At 75.5% G+C, this 17,894-nt stretch carries 17 protein-coding genes; all 17 read left to right on the forward strand.

Annotated elements, in window-relative coordinates; all coding sequences use genetic code 11:
* The first annotated feature begins 35 nt into the window (after positions 1 to 35).
* The 17 genes from AB1207_RS01865 (at position 36) to AB1207_RS01945 (ending at position 17,835) form a co-directional block, all read left to right on the forward strand.
* Positions 36 to 1,589: a UDP-N-acetylmuramoyl-L-alanyl-D-glutamate--2,6-diaminopimelate ligase gene (locus AB1207_RS01865; protein ID WP_367636154.1), complete on the forward strand. Its 1,554-nt coding sequence runs from the start codon at positions 36 to 38 to the stop codon at positions 1,587 to 1,589.
* Positions 1,586 to 3,061 carry a UDP-N-acetylmuramoyl-tripeptide--D-alanyl-D-alanine ligase gene (locus tag AB1207_RS01870; protein WP_367636065.1) on the forward strand — a complete coding sequence of 492 codons (1,476 nt, stop codon included), beginning with the start codon at positions 1,586 to 1,588 and terminating at the stop codon, positions 3,059 to 3,061. The genes AB1207_RS01865 and AB1207_RS01870 overlap by 4 nt, the downstream gene beginning before the upstream one ends.
* Complete coding sequence (mraY, locus tag AB1207_RS01875; protein ID WP_367636066.1) at positions 3,058 to 4,149, forward strand: phospho-N-acetylmuramoyl-pentapeptide-transferase; 1,092 nt, start codon at positions 3,058 to 3,060, stop codon at positions 4,147 to 4,149. Before AB1207_RS01870 ends, mraY begins: the two co-directional genes overlap by 4 nt.
* A complete protein-coding gene (murD, locus tag AB1207_RS01880; protein ID WP_367636067.1) occupies positions 4,142 to 5,725 on the forward strand; it encodes a UDP-N-acetylmuramoyl-L-alanine--D-glutamate ligase in 1,584 nt (527 codons plus the stop codon). The genes mraY and murD overlap by 8 nt, the downstream gene beginning before the upstream one ends.
* A gap of 2 nt (positions 5,726 to 5,727) precedes the next feature.
* Positions 5,728 to 7,071, forward strand: coding sequence for a putative lipid II flippase FtsW (gene ftsW, locus AB1207_RS01885; RefSeq protein WP_367636068.1), 1,344 nt, complete (start codon positions 5,728 to 5,730; stop codon positions 7,069 to 7,071).
* Complete coding sequence (gene murG / locus AB1207_RS01890) at positions 7,068 to 8,156, forward strand: undecaprenyldiphospho-muramoylpentapeptide beta-N-acetylglucosaminyltransferase (protein WP_367636069.1); 1,089 nt, start codon at positions 7,068 to 7,070, stop codon at positions 8,154 to 8,156. Before ftsW ends, murG begins: the two co-directional genes overlap by 4 nt.
* Positions 8,153 to 9,553, forward strand: a complete 1,401-nt coding sequence (gene murC / locus AB1207_RS01895; protein ID WP_437178842.1) for a UDP-N-acetylmuramate--L-alanine ligase — start codon at positions 8,153 to 8,155, stop codon at positions 9,551 to 9,553. Before murG ends, murC begins: the two co-directional genes overlap by 4 nt.
* A gap of 41 nt (positions 9,554 to 9,594) precedes the next feature.
* A complete protein-coding gene (locus AB1207_RS01900) occupies positions 9,595 to 10,491 on the forward strand; it encodes a cell division protein FtsQ/DivIB (protein ID WP_367636070.1) in 897 nt (298 codons plus the stop codon).
* A gap of 341 nt (positions 10,492 to 10,832) precedes the next feature.
* Complete coding sequence (gene ftsZ / locus AB1207_RS01905; protein WP_367636071.1) at positions 10,833 to 12,185, forward strand: cell division protein FtsZ; 1,353 nt, start codon at positions 10,833 to 10,835, stop codon at positions 12,183 to 12,185.
* Between the two features lie 18 nt (positions 12,186 to 12,203).
* Positions 12,204 to 12,941: a peptidoglycan editing factor PgeF gene (pgeF, locus tag AB1207_RS01910; RefSeq protein WP_367636072.1), complete on the forward strand. Its 738-nt coding sequence runs from the start codon at positions 12,204 to 12,206 to the stop codon at positions 12,939 to 12,941.
* A complete protein-coding gene (locus tag AB1207_RS01915) occupies positions 12,938 to 13,648 on the forward strand; it encodes a YggS family pyridoxal phosphate-dependent enzyme (protein ID WP_367636073.1) in 711 nt (236 codons plus the stop codon). The genes pgeF and AB1207_RS01915 overlap by 4 nt, the downstream gene beginning before the upstream one ends.
* A gap of 93 nt (positions 13,649 to 13,741) precedes the next feature.
* Positions 13,742 to 14,326, forward strand: coding sequence for a cell division protein SepF (locus AB1207_RS01920; RefSeq protein ID WP_367636074.1), 585 nt, complete (start codon positions 13,742 to 13,744; stop codon positions 14,324 to 14,326).
* Between the two features lie 49 nt (positions 14,327 to 14,375).
* A complete protein-coding gene (locus AB1207_RS01925) occupies positions 14,376 to 14,681 on the forward strand; it encodes a YggT family protein (protein WP_367636075.1) in 306 nt (101 codons plus the stop codon).
* A 191-nt stretch (positions 14,682 to 14,872) separates the two neighbouring features.
* A complete protein-coding gene (locus AB1207_RS01930) occupies positions 14,873 to 15,529 on the forward strand; it encodes a DivIVA domain-containing protein (RefSeq protein WP_367636076.1) in 657 nt (218 codons plus the stop codon).
* A gap of 181 nt (positions 15,530 to 15,710) precedes the next feature.
* Positions 15,711 to 16,211, forward strand: a complete 501-nt coding sequence (locus AB1207_RS01935) for a TraR/DksA family transcriptional regulator (protein WP_367636077.1) — start codon at positions 15,711 to 15,713, stop codon at positions 16,209 to 16,211.
* 204 nt (positions 16,212 to 16,415) lie between these two features.
* On the forward strand, positions 16,416 to 16,919 hold the full coding sequence (gene lspA, locus AB1207_RS01940; protein ID WP_367636078.1) for a signal peptidase II: 504 nt from the start codon (positions 16,416 to 16,418) through the stop codon (positions 16,917 to 16,919).
* Positions 16,912 to 17,835 carry an RluA family pseudouridine synthase gene (locus AB1207_RS01945; RefSeq protein WP_367636079.1) on the forward strand — a complete coding sequence of 308 codons (924 nt, stop codon included), beginning with the start codon at positions 16,912 to 16,914 and terminating at the stop codon, positions 17,833 to 17,835. The genes lspA and AB1207_RS01945 overlap by 8 nt, the downstream gene beginning before the upstream one ends.
* Positions 17,836 to 17,894 lie beyond the last annotated feature (59 nt).

Below are 17,894 nucleotides of genomic sequence, written 5' to 3' on the forward strand. Positions count from 1 at the left end.
CGGGCCCGCCGGGCGGGTAGCCTCCCACCGTGCCGATGACCGACGGCGGACGACCCACCCTCGCGGACCTGGCCCAGGTCCTCGGCACCGTCGCCCCTCCGCACCCCCTGACGCCCGTCACCGGGGTGACACTCGACTCCCGCCGTGTCGCGCCCGGCGACCTGTACGCCGCGCTGCCCGGGGCCAACGTGCACGGTGCCCGGTTCTGCGCGCAGGCGGCGGCCGCCGGGGCCGTGGCCGTCCTCACCGACCCGGCCGGCCGCGCCGACGCCGAGGCCGCCGACCTGCCCACCCTCGTCGTGGACGCGCCCCGCGCCGTCCTGGGCGACCTCGCCCGCCGCGTCCACGGGGACCCGGGGGCGCGCCTGACGACGTTCGGCGTCACCGGGACGAACGGCAAGACGACGACGGCGTACCTCGTGGAGTCGCTGTGGCGCACCGCGGGCTGGACGACGGGCCTGCTCGGCACGGTGGAGACCCGCATCGCCGGGGAGCGCGTCAGCAGCGTGCGCACGACGCCGGAGGCGCCCGACCTGCACGCGCTGCTGGCCCGGATGGTCGCGGCCGGCGTCCGGGGGTGCGCCCTGGAGGTGTCCTCCCACGCCCTGGCCCAGCACCGCGTCGACGGCCTCGTCGTCGACGTCGCCGCGTTCACGAACCTGTCCCAGGACCACCTGGACTTCCACGGGTCGATGGAGGAGTACCTCGCGGCCAAGGCCCGGCTGTTCACGCCGCGGCACTCCCGGCGCGGGGTCGTGTGGAGCGACCCCTCCGACCCCGACGGGTGGGGCCGGCGCGTCGCCGACCTGGCCACCGTGCCCGTCGAGACCGTCGGCCCGGACGGTTCCGGCGCCGACTGGTGCGTCCGCGACGTGTACGCCGAGCGGGCGAAGAGCAGCTTCCGCCTCACGGGACCCGACGCCGACCTGCACCTGACGAGCCCGCTGCCGGGGGAGTTCAACGTCGCCAACGCCGCCGTCGCCGCCGTCGCCGCGCTGCGGCTGGGGCTCACCCCCTCCGAGGTCGAGGCGGGCCTGGCCCGCGCCGAGGGCGTGCCCGGCCGCATGCAGGCCGTCGCCCGGGACGGCGCCCCCCTGGTCGTCGTGGACTACGCGCACACGCCCGACGCCCTCGAGCGCGTGCTGGCCACGCTGCGCGGCAGCACCCCCGGCCGGCTCGTCGCGGTCGTGGGGGCCGGCGGTGACCGCGACCGCGGCAAGCGCCCCCTCATGGGCGACGTCGTGGCGCGCCTCGCCGACGTCGCCGTCGTCACCGACGACAACCCGCGCTCGGAGGACCCGGCGACGATCCGGGCCCAGGTGCTCGCGGGCGCCCGGGGCTCCGGCGGCTCCGCCGAGGTCCTCGAGGTCGGGGACCGCCGTGCCGCCGTGGCGGCCGCGCTGGCGCTCTGCGGAGGGCCGCACGACACCGTGCTGCTGGCCGGCAAGGGCCACGAGACCGGGCAGGAGGTCGCCGGGGTGGTGACCCCCTTCGACGACCGGGCCGTGGCCGACGAGGAACTGCAGGCGTGGCGGGACCGGACCCGCGCGAGCGACGGGGCGCCCGGCGCCCGGGGAGGTGCCCAGTGATCGCGCTGACCGCGACCGAGGTCGTGGAGCTGACGGGAGGGCGGCTGGAGACGGCCGCCGCAGGTGACGTGCGCACGGACGGCCCGGTGGTCGTCGACTCCCGGGCCGTGGTCGCCGGGGCGTTGTTCGTCGCCCTGCCCGGGGAGCGCGTCGACGGCGCCGACTACGCGGCCACGGCCGTCGCGGCCGGCGCCACCGTGGTCCTGGCCGAGCGCGCGCTCGAGCTGCCCGCCGGTGCGGCCCTGGTCCTCGTCGAGGACGGTGTCGCCGCGCTGGGGCGCCTCGCGACGGGCGTCCTGGAGCGCCTGCGCGAGCAGGGGACCGGCCCCCTCGTCGTCGGCATCACCGGCTCGCAGGGCAAGACGACGACGAAGGACCTGCTGGCCTCCGTCCTCGGGGACGTGCTCGACGGGCCGGTCGTCGCCCCCCGCGGCAGCTTCAACAACGAGATCGGCGCCCCCCTCACGGTGCTGCGGGCCGACGCCCGCACGCGTGCCCTCGTCGTGGAGATGGGCGCCCGCGGCCTCGGCCACATCGCGCAGCTGTGCCGGATCGCGCGCCCCGACGTCGGGGTCGAGCTCGTCGTGGGGGCCGCCCACGCGGGCGAGTTCGGCTCCCTGGAGGCCACGGCCCAGGCCAAGGGCGAGCTCGTCGAGGCGCTGCCCGCCGACGGCCTGGCCGTCCTCAACGCCGACGACGACCGCGTCGCGGCCATGGCCTCCCGCACCCGCGCGCGCGTCCTGACCTTCGGCCGCAGCGCCCACGCCGACGTGCGGGCTCTCGACGTGACGCTCGACGGCCGGGCCCGGGCGCGGTTCCGCCTCGAGCACGCCGGGGCGAGCGCGGACGCGGCGCTGCTCCTGCACGGGGAGCACCAGGTGACGAACGCGCTCGCCGCCGCGGCCGTGGCGTTGAGCGCCGGTGCCTCCGTCGCCGACGTGGCCGCCGCCCTGTCCCGTGCGGAACCGGTGAGCCCGGGCCGCATGCAGGTCCTCGAGCGCGCCGACGGCGTCACCGTCGTCCACGACGCGTACAACGCCAACCCGGACTCCGTCCGCGCGGCGCTCAAGGCGCTCGTCGGCATGGCCGCGGACACGGGCCCCGACGGGACCCCGCGACGGACGTGGGCCGTCCTGGGGGAGATGCTCGAACTGGGCGCCGCCTCGCGCGACGAGCACGACGTCGTGGGCCGCACCGTCGTCCGGCTCGACGTCGACCAGCTCCTGGTCGTCGGCGCCGGGGCCCGCCCGATCTACACCGGCGCGGTCATGGAGGGTTCCTGGGGCGAGGAGGCGGCGTTCGCCCCGGACGTCGCGTCCGCCCTGGAGTTCCTGCGGCCGAGGCTGCGGCCCGGGGACGTGGTGCTCGTGAAGTCGTCGAACGGAGCGGGTTTGGCCCGGCTCGCGGAGGAACTCGTGCAGGACAGTTCGCAGGACAGCGGCGCGGTGCGTGCGGAGGCGTCGGACTCGTGAGGACCGTCCTCATCGCGGGAGCCTTCTCGCTCGTCGTCGCCCTCTTCGGGACGCCGCTGTACATCCGCTGGCTCGTCCGGCGCGGGTACGGCCAGTTCGTCCGCGACGACGGGCCGACGACGCACCACACCAAGCGCGGGACGCCGACCATGGGCGGCGTCGTCATCATCCTCGCGGCCCTGCTCGCCTACGCCGCAGCGCACGTGTTCACCGGCCGCGCGCCCACGGCGTCCGGCCTGCTCGTGCTGCTGCTCATGACGGGGCTCGGCATCGTCGGTTTCCTCGACGACTTCCTGAAGATCTCCAAGCAGCGCAGCCTCGGGCTCACGGCGCGCGCCAAGCTCATCGGGCAGGGCGTGGTGGGCGTCGCGTTCGCCGTCCTGGCGCTGCAGTTCCCCTCCGCCGCCAAGGACGGGGCGACCCCGGCCTCCACGCACATCTCCGTGCTGCGGGACACCCCGCTGGACCTCGCGTGGTTCGGGGCGGTCGGCGGCACCATCGCCTTCGTCGTGTGGGTGCTGCTCATCACCTCGGCCGTCAGCAACGGCGTCAACCTCACCGACGGCCTCGACGGGCTGGCCACCGGGGCGACGACGATGGTCCTGGCCGCCTACGTCCTCATCTGCACGTTCCAGTCCAACCAGAGCTGCTACTCCCTCAGCGAGATCGAGTCGCGCTGCTACGAGGTCCGCGACCCCCGCGACCTCGCCGTCGTGGCGGCCTCCGTCATGGGCGCCTGCTTCGGGTTCCTGTGGTGGAACGCGAGCCCCGCGAAGATCTTCATGGGGGACACCGGGTCCCTGGCCCTGGGCGGCGCGCTGGCCGGGTTGGCCATCCTGTCCCGCACCCAGATCCTGCTCGTCGTCCTCGGCGGGTTGTTCGTCATCATCACGCTGTCGGTCATCCTGCAGGTCGGCGGTTTCAAGCTCACGAGGAAGCGCATCTTCCGGATGGCCCCGCTGCAGCACCACTTCGAGCTCGCCGGCTGGGGCGAGGTCACCATCGTCATCCGCTTCTGGATCATCGCCGGGTTGTTCGTCTCCCTCGGCCTCGGCATCTTCTACGCGGAGTGGGTCACCGGTGCCTGAGCCGCGCGTCTTCGAGTCCTGGCTCGGCAACCCGAACCCGCGCGCCGACGACACCGACCGCGTCCGCGAACTGCGCCACCTCACCTCCCGGTGGAAGGGCCTGCGCACGCTCGTCACGGGGATCGGCCTGTCGGGCTTCGCGGCCGCCGACGCCCTCCTCGAGGTCGGCGCCGAGGTCGTCGTCGTCGACTCCGCGACGGGGGAGGCGCAGCGCGAGAACGCGCAGCTGCTCGAGGTCCTCGGGGCGAGCGTCCTGCTCGGGCCCCAGCACGTCGATGCCCCGCCGCGCCCCTGGGACGGGTTCGACCTCGTCGTCACCTCGCCCGGCTGGCACCCCGACGCCCCGCTGCTGGTCTCCGCGGCGCTCGCGGGCGTCCCCGTCTGGGGCGACGTCGAACTCGCCTGGCGGATGCGCCCCGAGACGGGTGCGGCCCCGTGGCTGACCCTCACGGGCACCAACGGCAAGACGACGGTCGTGGAGATGCTCGCCTCGATGCTGCGGGCCGCCGGCCTGCGCGCCACGAGCGCGGGCAACGTCGGAACCCCGCTGGTGGAGGCGTTGCGGCACCCGCACGCGTTCGAGGTCCTCGCGGTGGAACTGTCGAGCTACCAGTTGCACTGGCTCTCCACGGACCTGGAGAACTCGCTGCACCCGCAGGCCTCCGCGGTCCTCAACATCGCCCCCGACCACCTCGACTGGCACGGTTCCCTCGAGGCCTACGCGCTGGCCAAGGGCCGGATCTACCAGGGCACCGAGGTCGCCTGCGTCTACAACGTCGCCGACCCGCGCACCGAGGACCTCGTGCGCGAGGCCGACGTCGTCGAGGGCGCCCGCGCGGTGGGTTTCACCCGCAGCGCCCCGCGGCTGTCGATGCTGGGCCTGGTCGAGGACGTGCTGTGCGACCGGGCGTTCGTCGAACAGCGCCAGTCGCACGCCGCGGAACTGTGCTCCCTGGCCGACCTGCGCCCGGAGGGTTCGTCGGACCCGGTCGCGCCGCACACCGTGGAGAACGTCCTCGCCGCGGCCGCGCTCGCCCGCGCGCACGGCGTCCCGCAGGTCGCCGTCCGCAACGGCGTGCTGGCCTTCCGGCCTGCGCCGCACCGGGTCGCGACCGTCCTCGACCCCGCCCGCACGGGCGGTGTCCGCTGGGTCGACGACTCCAAGGCGACGAACGGCCACGCCGCGAACGCCTCGCTGGCCGCGTTCGAGCACGTCGTGTGGATCGCCGGCGGCGACGCCAAGGGCGCCTCCTTCGACGACCTCGTGCAGGCGCACGCCGGCCGGCTGCGGGCCGCGGTGCTCCTCGGCCGGGACCGCGGGCTCGTCGCGGACGCGTTGCGGCGACACGCACCCGAGGTCCCCGTCGTCGAGGTCGACCTCGCGCAGGATGGGGACGTGACCACCGACACCGCCCACCTCATGGACCTCGTGGTGGCGCGCGCCGCGGACCTCGCCGCGCCCGGTGACACCGTCCTGCTCGCCCCCGCCTGCGCGTCCTGGGACCAGTTCCGGTCCTACGGCCACCGCGGCGACGAGTTCGCCGCGGCCGTGACGCGGCGGTTCCCGGAGGCCTGACCGTGGCCGTCGAGGGAGCGCGCCAGCGGGTCCCCAGCGCGACCGGCCGCTGGAGCGAGCGCTGGCGCCGGCCCACGTGGCTGGACGCGACGGGGGAGTGGGTCCGGGAACGGACGCGGCTGCTGGACTCCCCGCTCGCCACCCACCACGTGCTGCTGGCCACGACGTCGGTGCTCGTCGTCATCGGCCTCGTCATGGTGCTGTCGAGTTCCAGCGTGGAGTCCCTGACCGCCACGGGTTCCCCGTTCGCCATCTTCAAGAACCAGGCGATGTACGCGGTCCTGGGCGCCGTCGTCCTCACGGTCGCCAGCCGCGTCCCGGCCCGGATGTGGCAGCGGCTGGCCCTGCCCGCCCTGCTGGGGGCCGCGTTCCTGCAGTTCCTGGTGTTCGTGCCGGGCATCGGCAAGGTCGTCAACGGCAACCGGAACTGGATCGTCGTCGGAGGTTTCCAGGCCCAGCCCTCCGAGGCCGCCAAGGTCGCCCTGATCCTCGCGCTCGCGATGGCGCTGACCCGGCGTCGGGACTGCCTGGGGGACCCGGTGAAGCTGCTGGGCGCCATGGCGCTCCCCGTCGGCCTCACCGTCGGGATCGTCCTGCTGACGCGCGACCTCGGGACCGCGCTCATCATGATGGCCGTCGTCGTCGTCATGCTCTGGGTGGCGGGGATCCCCGGCCGCTGGTTCGCCCTCGCGGGGGCCGTGACGGCGGGTGTCGCCGTCCTCGCCGTCGTCACGAGCCAGAACCGCATGGACCGGGTGGCCCACTGGGTCTCCGGCGCCGCGTCGTCGGACGACATCCGCGGCCTGGCCTGGCAGCCCGTGCAGGGCCAGTACGCGCTCGCCTCCGGCGGGTTCTGGGGCCTCGGCCTCGGGGCGTCGCGGGAGAAGTGGTCGTGGCTGCCGGAGGCCCACAACGACTTCATCTTCGCCATCATCGGCGAGGAGCTGGGCCTGCCCGGGACCCTGACCATCCTCGTCCTGTTCGGCGTCATCGCCCTCATGGTGATGCGGCTCGTCCGGCGCTCGGAGGACCTCTACACCAAGCTCGCCGTCGCGGGCGTCGGGGCGTGGATCCTCGGGCAGGCCCTCATCAACATGGGCGTCGTCCTCAGCCTGCTGCCCGTCATCGGGGTCCCGTTGCCGCTCATCTCCGCGGGTGGTTCCGCGCTCGTCCTGACCCTGCTCGGCATGGGCATCCTGCTGTCGTTCGCCCGCGCCGAACCGGGGGCGCCCGAGGCGATCCGGACCCGGGAGTCGGTCGTGGCGCGGTCCCTGGCCGTCCTGCCGCACCGCGGGCCGGGCCGGTCGCGCTCGGCGCGGGGCCGGGCCGGGAAGGCGGGCCGGTGAACGTCCTGCTCGCCGGCGGGGGGTCGACCGGCCACGTCGCGCCGCTGCTCGCCACGGCCGACCGCCTGCGCCGCCGCGACCCCGGGACCGGGCTCCTCGTCCTCGGCACCGCCCAGGGGCTCGAGGCGCGCCTCGTGCCCGAGCGCGGCTACGAGCTCGCCGTGGTGCCTCGCGTCCCGTTGCCCCGCAAGCCTTCCGCGGACCTGCTGCGCCTGCCCGGCCGACTGCGGGCGGCCGTCGCCGGGGCCGCCCGGGCGATCTCGGACGTCCAGGCGGACGTCGTCGTCGGGTTCGGCGGCTACGTCGCCGTCCCGGCCTACCTGGCCGCCCGTCGCGCCGGGGTCCCCGTGGTCGTCCACGAGCAGAACGCCCTCCCGGGGGTCGCGAACCGGCTCGGCGCCCGCTGGGCGCGCAGCACGGCCGTGACCTTCCCCGGGACGCCGTTGCGCGGCGCGGTCCACACGGGCATGCCGCTGCGGTCGGAGGTCGTCGACCTGGCCCGCGCGCAGGACCGGGACGCGCTGCGCCGCGAGGCCCGCACCGAGCTCGGCCTCGACCCGGACACCCCGACGCTCCTGGTGACGGGCGGGTCGCTGGGCGCCCAGCGCATCAACGACGTCCTCGGGGCGTGCGCCCCGGACCTGCTGGGGGCGGGCGTCCAGGTGCTCCACGCCTGCGGCCGCGGCAAGTCCGTCCCGCTGCCGGAGGGGACGGACACCTCGCGGTACGTCGTGCGCGAGTACCTCGACGGCATGGACACGGCCTACGCCGCCGCCGACCTCGTCGTCGGACGCAGCGGCGCGGGCACCGTCAGCGAACTGACCGCGCTCGGTCTGCCCGGGGTGTACGTCCCGCTGCCCATCGGCAACGGCGAGCAGCGCCGCAACGCCGAGTCGGTCGTCGCCGCCGGCGGTGGCGTGCTCGTCGCCGACGCCGACCTCGACGCCGCCTTCGTCCGCTCCCGCGTGCTGCCCCTGCTGTCCGACCGCACGGCCCTGGCCGACTCCGCCCGCGCGGCCGCCGGGTTCGGCGTCCTGGACGGCGACGAGCGGCTCGCGGACCTCGTCGAGGCGGCGGCGCGGTGACCGGCGTGCTCTCCGTGGCCGACCTCGGCCGCGTCCACCTCCTCGGCCTGGGTGGCGTCGGCGTGTCCGGCGTCGCCCGGCTCCTGGCCGCTCGCGGCGTCGAGGTCTCGGGCACCGACGCCGTCGACTCGGCCACGCTGCACCGGCTGGCGGAACTGGGCATCCGCACGTGCGTGGGGCACGACCCCGCGAACCTCGCCGACCTGGGCGCCGGCGACACGCTGGTCGTGAGCTCGGCGGTCCGCGAGGGCAACCCCGAGCTCGTCGCGGCGCGCGGACGCGGTCTGCGGGTGCTGCACCGCTCCCAGGCCCTCGCCGCCCTCATGGCCGGCCGCCGTGGTGTGGCCGTCGCCGGGACGCACGGCAAGACGACGACGACGTCCATGCTCGCGGTCGCGCTCGTGGCCGCCGGGCTGGACCCCTCCTACGCCATCGGCGGGGAGCTGACGGGCGGCACCGACGGCGGCGCCCGCGACGGGTCCGGTCCGTTCGTGGCCGAGGCCGACGAGTCCGACGGGTCGTTCCGCGAGTACGCGCCGGTGGTCGACGTCGTCACGAACCTCGAACCGGACCACCTCGACCACTACGGGACCGCCGAGGCGTACACCGCCGCCTTCGACGAGTTCCTCGCGCGCCTGCAGCCCGGTGGCCTCCTCGTCGCCTGCGCGGACGACCCCGGCTCGGCCGCCCTCGCCGACCGCGCCCGTGCGCGGGGCGTGCGCGTGCGCACGTACGGCACGAGCCCCGCCGCCGACGTGGTCCTGACCGACGTGCGGCCGGGTCCGGCGCCGACCGCGCGGCTGGACGACGGCACCGGGCCGCGGGAGCTGCGGCTCGCGGTGCCCGGCGAGCACAACCTGCGCAACGCGGCCGCGGCCTTCTGCGCCGCCGTCGAGCTGGGCGCCGACCCCGACGCCGTCCTGGCCGGGCTGGCCTCCTTCGGGGGCGCCCGCCGCCGGTTCGAGCTCAAGGGCGAGGCCGGGGGAGTCCGGGTCGTCGACGACTACAGCCACCACCCGACCGAGGTCGAGGCGCTCCTGCGCGCCGCGCGACCCGTCGCGGGGGACGGCCGGGTGGTCGTCGTCTTCCAGCCGCACCTGGTGAGCCGGACGCGCACCTTCGCCCGGGAGTTCGGGCAGGCGCTGGCGCTGGCCGACGAGGTGGTCCTGCTCGACGTCTACGTCGCGCGGGAGGACCCCGACCCCGCGGTCACGGGTGCTCTCGTCGCGGACGCCGTGCCCCTGGACGTCGCGCACGTCCGGTACGTGCCGCGCCTGGAGGACGCGACCGCCGTGCTCGTGGACCTCGTCCGGCCCGGCGACCTCCTGCTGACCGTCGGGGCCGGGAACGTGACGACCCTCGGTCCCCGCGTCCTCGACGCCCTGGAACGGCGCTGATGGCCCGCCCGACCCGGCCCCGTCAGCCTCCCGCGCCCCCGGTGGAGCAGCCCCCGAAGGTGACCGGTGCCCCGCAGCGCCGGCGCGCCGCGCGGGCCACCGACGCGGCGCCCGTCCGGCCCGCGCGGCCCGTGCGTCCGGCGCGGACGGCCACGCCCACGGCACGCCCCGCGGTCCCGCCCCTTCCACGTGCCGGGAGCGGTGCACGCGCCCGCGTCGCCGACCTCGCCGGGGCCCGCCGGGCCCGTCGCTGGCGCCCGGGCCGGCGGTCCGCCCTCGCCCTCGGGGCGGTCCTCCTCGTCCTCGTCGCGGCCGGGTGGGTGCTGCTCGCCTCGCCCTGGCTGCGGGTCGAGCAGGTCCGCACGACGGGGGTCGAGCGGACCGATCCCGCTGCGGTGCAGCGGATCCTCGCCGGTGTCGACGGGACGCCGCTCGCCCGGGTCGACGCCCGCTCGCTGTCGCGCCGTCTCGCCGCGCTGCCGCTGGTGCAGAGCGTGGACGTCTCCCGGTCCTGGCCGTCGACGCTCGTCGTCGCGGTGCACGAACGCCAGGCCGTCGCGGCCGTCCCGTCGACCGCCGGGGGAGTCGACCTCGTCGACGGGGACGGCAACGTGCTCGTGCACGCCGACGCCGCACCGGCGGGGGTGCCCACGCTCGACGTCGACGTCGCGAAGGCCGGGAGCGCCGCCCTGCAGGCCGCGATCGCGGTCAACGCCTCGCTCGGCGACCAGGTGCGCAGCGAGGTCGCGTCGATCTCCGCGACCGGCCCGGACGCCGTCACCCTGCGCCTGGCGAAGGGCCCCACGGTCGTGTGGGGTGACGCGTCGCGCCCCGAGCGCAAGGCCGAGGTGCTCCTGCGGATGCTCGCCGACCCCACGGTGGCCGCGGCGCGGTCCGTCGACGTCTCCGCCCCCGACGCCCCCGCCGTCACTCCCTGACCCGGCCGCTCCGTCGGCCAGTCCCCGCCACCAGGGGGGATCGTCGACGCAGCGCGCTCACCAGGTGAGCCGGCTGCGTCGACGATCCCACCGCGCGGCCCGGGCCGGCCCCGCAGGACGTCACGCACCGTCCGGGCAGGTCGACGGAACGTGGTAGTCGCCCTCCGATCCGCATCCGATCGACGTGTTGTCGCGACACGCCGCGCCATCGGTTGCCTTTGCCCCGTCCGGCTCCCTACGGTCACCACCCAGCAGAACGTGACATAACGTTGACCCTCTACTTGAGGGTCAGGGTTTCGCAGCACGGACAGACCAGGCGAAAGAGGCGAGAGGCAACCACCGTGGCAGCTCCGCAGAACTACCTAGCGGTCATCAAGGTCGTCGGCGTCGGCGGCGGTGGTGTGAACGCGGTCAACCGGATGATCGAGGTCGGCCTCAAGGGCGTCGAGTTCATCGCCGTCAACACCGACGCCCAGGCGCTCCTGATGTCGGACGCCGACGTCAAGCTCGACGTCGGCCGCGAACTCACCCGCGGGCTCGGCGCCGGCGCCGACCCCGAGGTCGGCCGCAAGGCGGCCGAGGACCACGCCGAGGAGATCGAGGAGGTGCTCAAGGGCGCCGACATGGTCTTCGTCACCGCCGGCGAGGGTGGCGGCACCGGCACCGGCGGCGCGCCCGTCGTGGCCCGCATCGCCCGCTCGCTCGGCGCCCTGACGATCGGTGTCGTGACGCGCCCGTTCGTCTTCGAGGGCCGCCGCCGCGCGAACTCCGCCGAGAGCGGCATCGCCGAGCTGCGCGACGAGGTCGACACCCTCATCGTCATCCCGAACGACCGGCTGCTGTCGATCTCGGACAAGACGGTCAGCATCCTCGACGCCTTCAAGTCGGCCGACCAGGTCCTGCTGTCCGGTGTCCAGGGCATCACCGACCTCATCACCACGCCGGGGCTGATCAACCTCGACTTCGCGGACGTGAAGTCGGTCATGCAGGGCGCCGGGTCCGCCCTCATGGGCATCGGGTCCGCGCGCGGGGACGACCGCGCCATCCACGCCGCCGAGGCGGCTGTGAACTCCCCGCTCCTCGAGGCCAGCATCGATGGCGCCCACGGCGTCCTGCTGTCCATCCAGGGCGGTTCCGACCTCGGCCTGTACGAGATCAACGAGGCCGCGCGCCTGGTCCAGGAGGCCGCGCACCCCGAGGCGAACATCATCTTCGGGACGGTCATCGACGACGCCCTCGGCGACGAGGTGCGCGTCACCGTCATCGCCGCGGGCTTCGACGCGGGCACCCCGAAGAGCCGTCGCGACGAGCGCGCGCTCGGCCAGGTCTCCGGCCGCCCGGTCCCGGCCAGCGCCGTGCCCCCGCGCACCACGCGCCCGGCGACCCCGGAGCCGACGTACGCCCCGCAGCCGCAGTACACGCAGCAGCAGCCTGCCCAGCAGCAGCCGGCGCCGAGCTACCAGGCCCCGGCGCCCACGCCGCAGTACACCCAGGCCCAGCCGACGGCCCCGGCCCAGCAGCAGCCGCAGCAGCAGCCGCAGTACGCCCAGCAGGCGCCCCAGGTCGTGCCGTCGCCGGACCCGGTCCAGGTGCCGCGCATCATCGAGCTGCCGCAGGACACCGCGGCCGCCCGTCGTCCGAGCCGGCCCCGGCCGGAGGAGGACGACCTGGACGTGCCCGACTTCCTCAAGTGAGTCGCACGGTCCGCTGAGGTGGCTACCGACGCACCCCTGAGCACCGTCCCGCTGCTGGACGCCGGTCTGCCGGCCGGCGTCCACGGCGGGTTCACCACCCGCGCGGGCGGCACCGGTCGGGCCCCCTTCGCGGGGCTGAACCTCGGCGACCACGTCGGGGACGACCCCGCCCGCGTCGCCGCGCACCGCGAGGCGTTGCGGCGCAGCGTCCGTGCGGACGTCCTCGTCGTGCCCCGCCAGGTGCACGGCGCGGACGTCGTCGAGGTCGTCAGCCCGCCGGCGACGGCCCCCGAGGCCGACGCCCTGTTCACCCGGGTCCCGGGCATCGCCGTGGCCGTGGTCGTGGCCGACTGCGTCCCGGTCCTGCTCGCCGACGCCGGAGGCGGTCTCGTGGGCGTCGCCCACGCCGGTCGTCCCGGTCTCGTCGCGGGCGTCGTGCCCGCCCTCGTCGCCGCGATGCGGTCGGCGGGTGCTCGCCACCTCCTCGCCGCCCTCGGCCCCTCCGTCTGCGGCGGCTGCTACGAGGTCCCGCAGGCCATGGCCGACGACGTCGCGGCGCAGGTCCCCGCCGCCCGCGCCCGGACGCGGTGGGGGACGGCGGCCGTCGACGTCGCCGCCGGGGTGCGGTCCCAGCTCGACGCCCTCGGCGTCCCCGCCCGCGACCTCGGCCGCTGCACCGTCGAGCACGACGACCTCTTCTCGTTCCGCCGCGACGGGAGCACCGGCCGGTCGGCCGGCGTCGTGGTGCTCGCGTGAACCGGACCGAGGAGCTGGCGGCCGGGCTGGCGCGCACCCGCGAGCGCACGGCCGCCGCGGCGCGGGCCGCCGGCCGTGACCCGGGCGACCTCACCCTCGTCGTCGTGACGAAGTTCTTCCCGGCCGACGACGTGCGCCGGCTGGCCGGCCTCGGCGTGGCGGACGCGGGGGAGAGCCGGGACCAGGAGGCGTCGTCCAAGGCGGCGGAGCTGGCCGACCTCGACCTGCGCTGGCACTTCGTCGGCCAGCTCCAGACCAACAAGGCGCGGTCGGTCGCGCGCTACGCCGACGTCGTGCACTCCGTCGACCGGACCCGCCTGGCCGCGGCCCTGCAGGCCGGGGCCGCCCACGCCGGCCGCCGGGTCGGCTGCTTCGTCCAGGTCGACCTCGCCGCGGGGCTCGGTCTCGACGTCGACGCGGGTCGTGGCGGTGCCGTGGGGGACGACGTCCTGCGCGTCGCCGACGCCGTCGCGGCGGGGGAGCACCTCGCGCTGCGCGGCGTCATGGCGGTCGCCCCGCAGGGGGTCGAACCGGCGCGCGCCTTCGCGGAGCTGGCCCGCACCGCCGAGCGCGTGCGCGCCCTGCACCCCGGCGCGGTGGACGTCTCGGCCGGGATGAGCGGCGACCTCGAGGAGGCCGTCGCGGCCGGGGCGACACACCTGCGTGTCGGCAGCGCGATCCTCGGATCTCGTCCGCCCGCGCGGTAGCGTCCGACAGCAGGTCACGCCCTCCGGGCGGGCCGCCCGCACCACCCACAGCCCCACCCGACGACTGACCAGCACGATCCCGAGGAGCCTGCGATGGCCGGCGCGCTGCGCAATGCGATGGTCTACCTCGGCCTCGCCGAGGACGACCGCTACGCCGAGGACGGCGAGGTCGACCAGACCCGACCGCGGGTCGAGACGACCGCGACGGCGCGGCCCGAACCGCGGGAGCAGCCGCGTCCCGAGCCGCGCCTGGAGGTGCGGCACGACCCCCGCCCCGAGCCGGCGGCGGAGCGGCGCGCCGCCACGGCGACCACGGCCCAGGTGACCCCGATCAGGAAGCAGGTGGCCCACGTGGTCTCCCAGACCTCCAGCTCCCCGGCCCCGTCGTCCTCCTCGGAGCTGCACCGGATCACGACGATCCACCCGCGGACGTACAACGAGGCCAAGATCATCGGCGAGTCGTTCCGCGAGGGCGTGCCGGTCATCATGAACCTCACGGACATGGACGACTCCGACGCCAAGCGCCTCGTCGACTTCTCCGCCGGGCTCGTCTTCGGCCTCCACGGGTCCATCGAGCGCGTGACCAACAAGGTGTTCCTGCTCTCGCCCGCGAACGTCGAGGTCGCGACGCAGGAGGAGGAGCGTCCCGTGGAGCGCACCTTCTTCAACCAGTCCTGACGGGTGGCGCCGGACCCCGGCACCCGTCCCGATCAGGCAGGATGACGACGTGGCCGTGGTCTTCAAGCTCCTCGAAATCGTCGTCCTGCTCTTCTTCATCTGCCTGATCGGGCGTCTTGTCCTGGACTGGGTGCAGGCACTCTCGCGCGAGTGGCGTCCCCGCGGGGTCGTCCTCGTGCTCGCCGAGGTCGTCTACACGGTGACCGACCCGCCGCTGAAGGCGCTGCGCAAGGTCCTGCCGCCGCTGCGCCTCGGAGCCGTGCAGCTCGACCTGGCCTTCCTGGTCCTGGCGATCCTCTGCTCGATCCTCATGCCGACCTTCGACGGGCTGTCCCAGCGGGCCGCCCTGTCCTGAGGTCGCCCCGCCGGGCCGGGCGCGCCGGTGGTGCCTCCGGGTGACCACCGCGCCCGGGCCGCCGCCCGGACGGGTGGCCCCGCGGCCCGCTGTCCGGGTCGGGCGCGATCACGTCCGCTACCGTGAGACGTGAGCCACCGTCCGTCCGGGCGGTCACCGTCGGAACCCGCCCGTCAGCAGAGGTGCACAAGATGCCGCTCACTCCGGAAGACGTCGTCGAGAAGCGTTTCAACCCCACGCGCGTGCGCGAGGGGTACGCGCAGGACGAGGTCGACGACTTCCTCGACGAGGTCGTCGCCGAGCTGCGCCGCCTCAACGCGGAGAACTCCGAGCTGCGCGGGCAGCTGAACCAGTGCCAGTCCCGCGTGGCCGAGCTCACGCGCACCGGTGCCGGGGCCGCAGCCGGGGAGGCCGCCGAGGTGCCGCAGGCCGCCCCGACCCTGGAGAAGGCGCCCGAGCCGGAGCCCGAGCCGCAGCCGCAGCCGGCCCTCGTCGAGGCCGCCGCGGCCCAGCCCGCCGGGGACGACGCCGCGTCCCGCGCCGCGGGCGTGATCGCGCTCGCCCAGCGCCTGCACGACGAGTACGTCCGCGAGGGCGAGTCGCAGCGCGACGCCCTCGTGCTGTCCGCGCAGGAGCAGGCCGAGCGCGTGGTCGCCGAGGCCGAGGCCCGCCGCGACCGCACCCTGGGCGAGCTCGAGGGCCGCCGCGTCGCCCTCGAAGAGGTCATCACCCAGCTGCACGGCCGGGAGACCACCTACCGCGAGCAGCTCGAGCAGTTCATCGCCTCCCAGCTGGAGGACCTGCGCCGGGTCGCCCGCGTCGTCCCGGACGACGCCGTCTCGCGCTGACGCCGGACCCGCTCCGCTCGACCGCAGCCGCCGCCCCATACCGGGGCGGCGGCTGTCGTCGTCCCACCCGGACGGATCAGTTCTGGCGACTTTCTGTTTCCGGTTGCTCACAGAGGGTGATAGTCCCTAGTGTCTCCCGCACGCGGCAGCACGGCCGCACACGACGAGAGGGGGGACCACGGTGCACGGAGTGTCTGCGGGGACGACGGAGCCCACCGCGATGGCGGGCGCGGCGGTGGGGGCGACGACGACGGGACTGACGGGCAGGGCCGCCCGGGCGGCGGCGGTGCGCGAGCTGCCGGTGAAGGACTCCGAGGAGGCGTGGACTCCCGAGGAGCTGGCCGAGGTCCGCTCCGAGCTCATGACGGAGGTGGACCGCCTCACCCGTCAGCTCGACGACGCGACGTCCTCCTTCTCCGCGCTCGTCCGCTCCAGCGCCGAGGGGTCCGGGGACGACCAGGTGGACCACGGCGCCACGACGGCCGGCCGCGAGCACGAGATGACGATCGTCAACAACGCGCGCGACCTGCTCGAGCAGACCCAGCGCGCCCTGGTCCGGATGTCCTCCGGCGCCTACGGCGTCTGCGAGTCCTGCAGCGGGGCGGTCGGCAAGGCCCGGCTGCAGGCGTTCCCGCGGGTCACGCTGTGCATGCCCTGCAAGTCCCAGGCCGAGCGCCGCTGACGGGTTCGTGCCGCCGTTCCTCCTCCCGGGCGTCGCGGGCCCGGGGGGAGGAAGCGGCCGTGGGAGACTGGGGCCGCCATGAGCCCAGCCGAGACCCCCGCCGGAACACCGTCCGACCCCCCGACCGACCCCAGGGGTGACACAGCGGGTGACGCACCGCCCGGTGGGTCCCGCCGTCCCCGGCGCGCCCTCTGGACGCTCCTGGTGTGGGCCGTCGTGTACGTGCTCGACCAGGTCACCAAGGTGCTGGCCGTGGCGAACCTCGAACCGGGGGTCGTCCGTCCCTTCGTGGGCGAGGTCCTGCAGTTCCACCTGATCCGCAACCCCGGGGCGGCGTTCAGCTTCGCGACCGGGGCGACGTGGATCTTCACGGTCCTCGCCGCCGTCGTGGTCGTCGTGGTCGTGCGCATGTCCCGCAAGCTGCGCAGCCTGCCGTGGGCCCTGGCCTTCGGCTTCCTGCTCGCGGGGGCGACCGGCAACCTGACCGACCGCCTGCTGCGGGCGCCGGGCTTCGCGCGCGGCCACGTCGTGGACTTCCTGCAGCTGCCCCACTGGCCGATCTTCAACGTCGCCGACGCCAGCATCTGCGTCGCCGCCGTCTTCATCGCCGTCCTCGCCGTGCGCGGCGTGGGGCTCGACGGCACCCGGCAGACCCGCGAGACCCCCGCCCCGGACGCCTCGACCCGGCGGGAGGCCGACGGTGCCTGAGGTCCGCAGCCTGCCCGTGCCCGACGGTCTCGAGGGCGAACGCGTCGACGCCGCCCTGTCCCGGCTGCTCGGCCTGTCCCGCACGCGCATCGCCGAGCTCGCCGCCGACGGCCTCGTCGTCGTCGACGGCGCCGCCGTCGGCAAGTCCGACCGGTTGCGCGCCGGGTCCTGGCTCGAGATCGAGGTGCCCGACCCCCCGGCGGCGCCCACGCTCGTCGCCGAGACGGTCGAGGGCCTGACGATCGTCCACGACGACGACGACCTGGTCGTCGTCGACAAGCCGGTGGGCGTCGCCGCCCACCCCAGCCCGGGCTGGACCGGGCCGACCGTCGTGGGGGGCCTGGCGGGCGCGGGCTACCGCATCGCGACGTCGGGGTCCGCCGAGCGGCAGGGGGTCGTGCACCGCCTCGACGTGGGCACCTCGGGGCTCATGGTCGTCGCCAAGAGCGAGCACGCGTACACGGCGCTCAAGGCCGCCTTCAAGGAGCGGACGGTCGAGAAGGTCTACCACGCGCTCGTCCAGGGCCACCCGGACCCGTTGCGGGGCACCATCGACGCCCCCATCGGCCGGCACCCCGGCAGCGCCTGGAAGTTCGCGGTGACCGCCGAGGGCAAGCCCAGCGTCACCCACTACGAGGTGCTCGAGGCCTTCCGTGCCGCGGCCCTGGCCGAGATCCACCTCGAGACCGGCCGCACCCACCAGATCCGCGTCCACTTCGCCGCGCTGCGCCACCCGTGCGTCGGCGACCTCACGTACGGGGCGGACCCGACGCTGGCGGCCCGCCTCGGCGTCACCCGGCAGTGGCTGCACGCCGTCCGGCTCGGCTTCGTGCACCCCGGCACCGGGCAGCCCGTGGAGTTCACGAGCTCCTACCCGGCCGACCTGGCCACCGCGCTGGAGCGCCTGGCCGACTGACGGCCCGCACCGGGTGTCGGGACCGGCCCGTGTCGGACCCGGCGCCTACCATCGACCCC

The sequence above is a fragment of the Kineococcus endophyticus genome (genome assembly GCF_040796495.1).
Lineage (GTDB): Bacteria > Actinomycetota > Actinomycetes > Actinomycetales > Kineococcaceae > Kineococcus > Kineococcus endophyticus.

Coding starts and splice junctions, on each gene's coding strand:
- AB1207_RS01865 (WP_367636154.1), top strand. CDS start 36: ATGACCGACGGCGGACGACCCACCCTCGCGGACCTGGCCCAGGTCCTC.
- AB1207_RS01920 (WP_367636074.1), top strand. CDS start 13,742: ATGGCCGGCGCGCTGCGCAATGCGATGGTCTACCTCGGCCTCGCCGAG.
- AB1207_RS01930 (WP_367636076.1), top strand. CDS start 14,873: ATGCCGCTCACTCCGGAAGACGTCGTCGAGAAGCGTTTCAACCCCACG.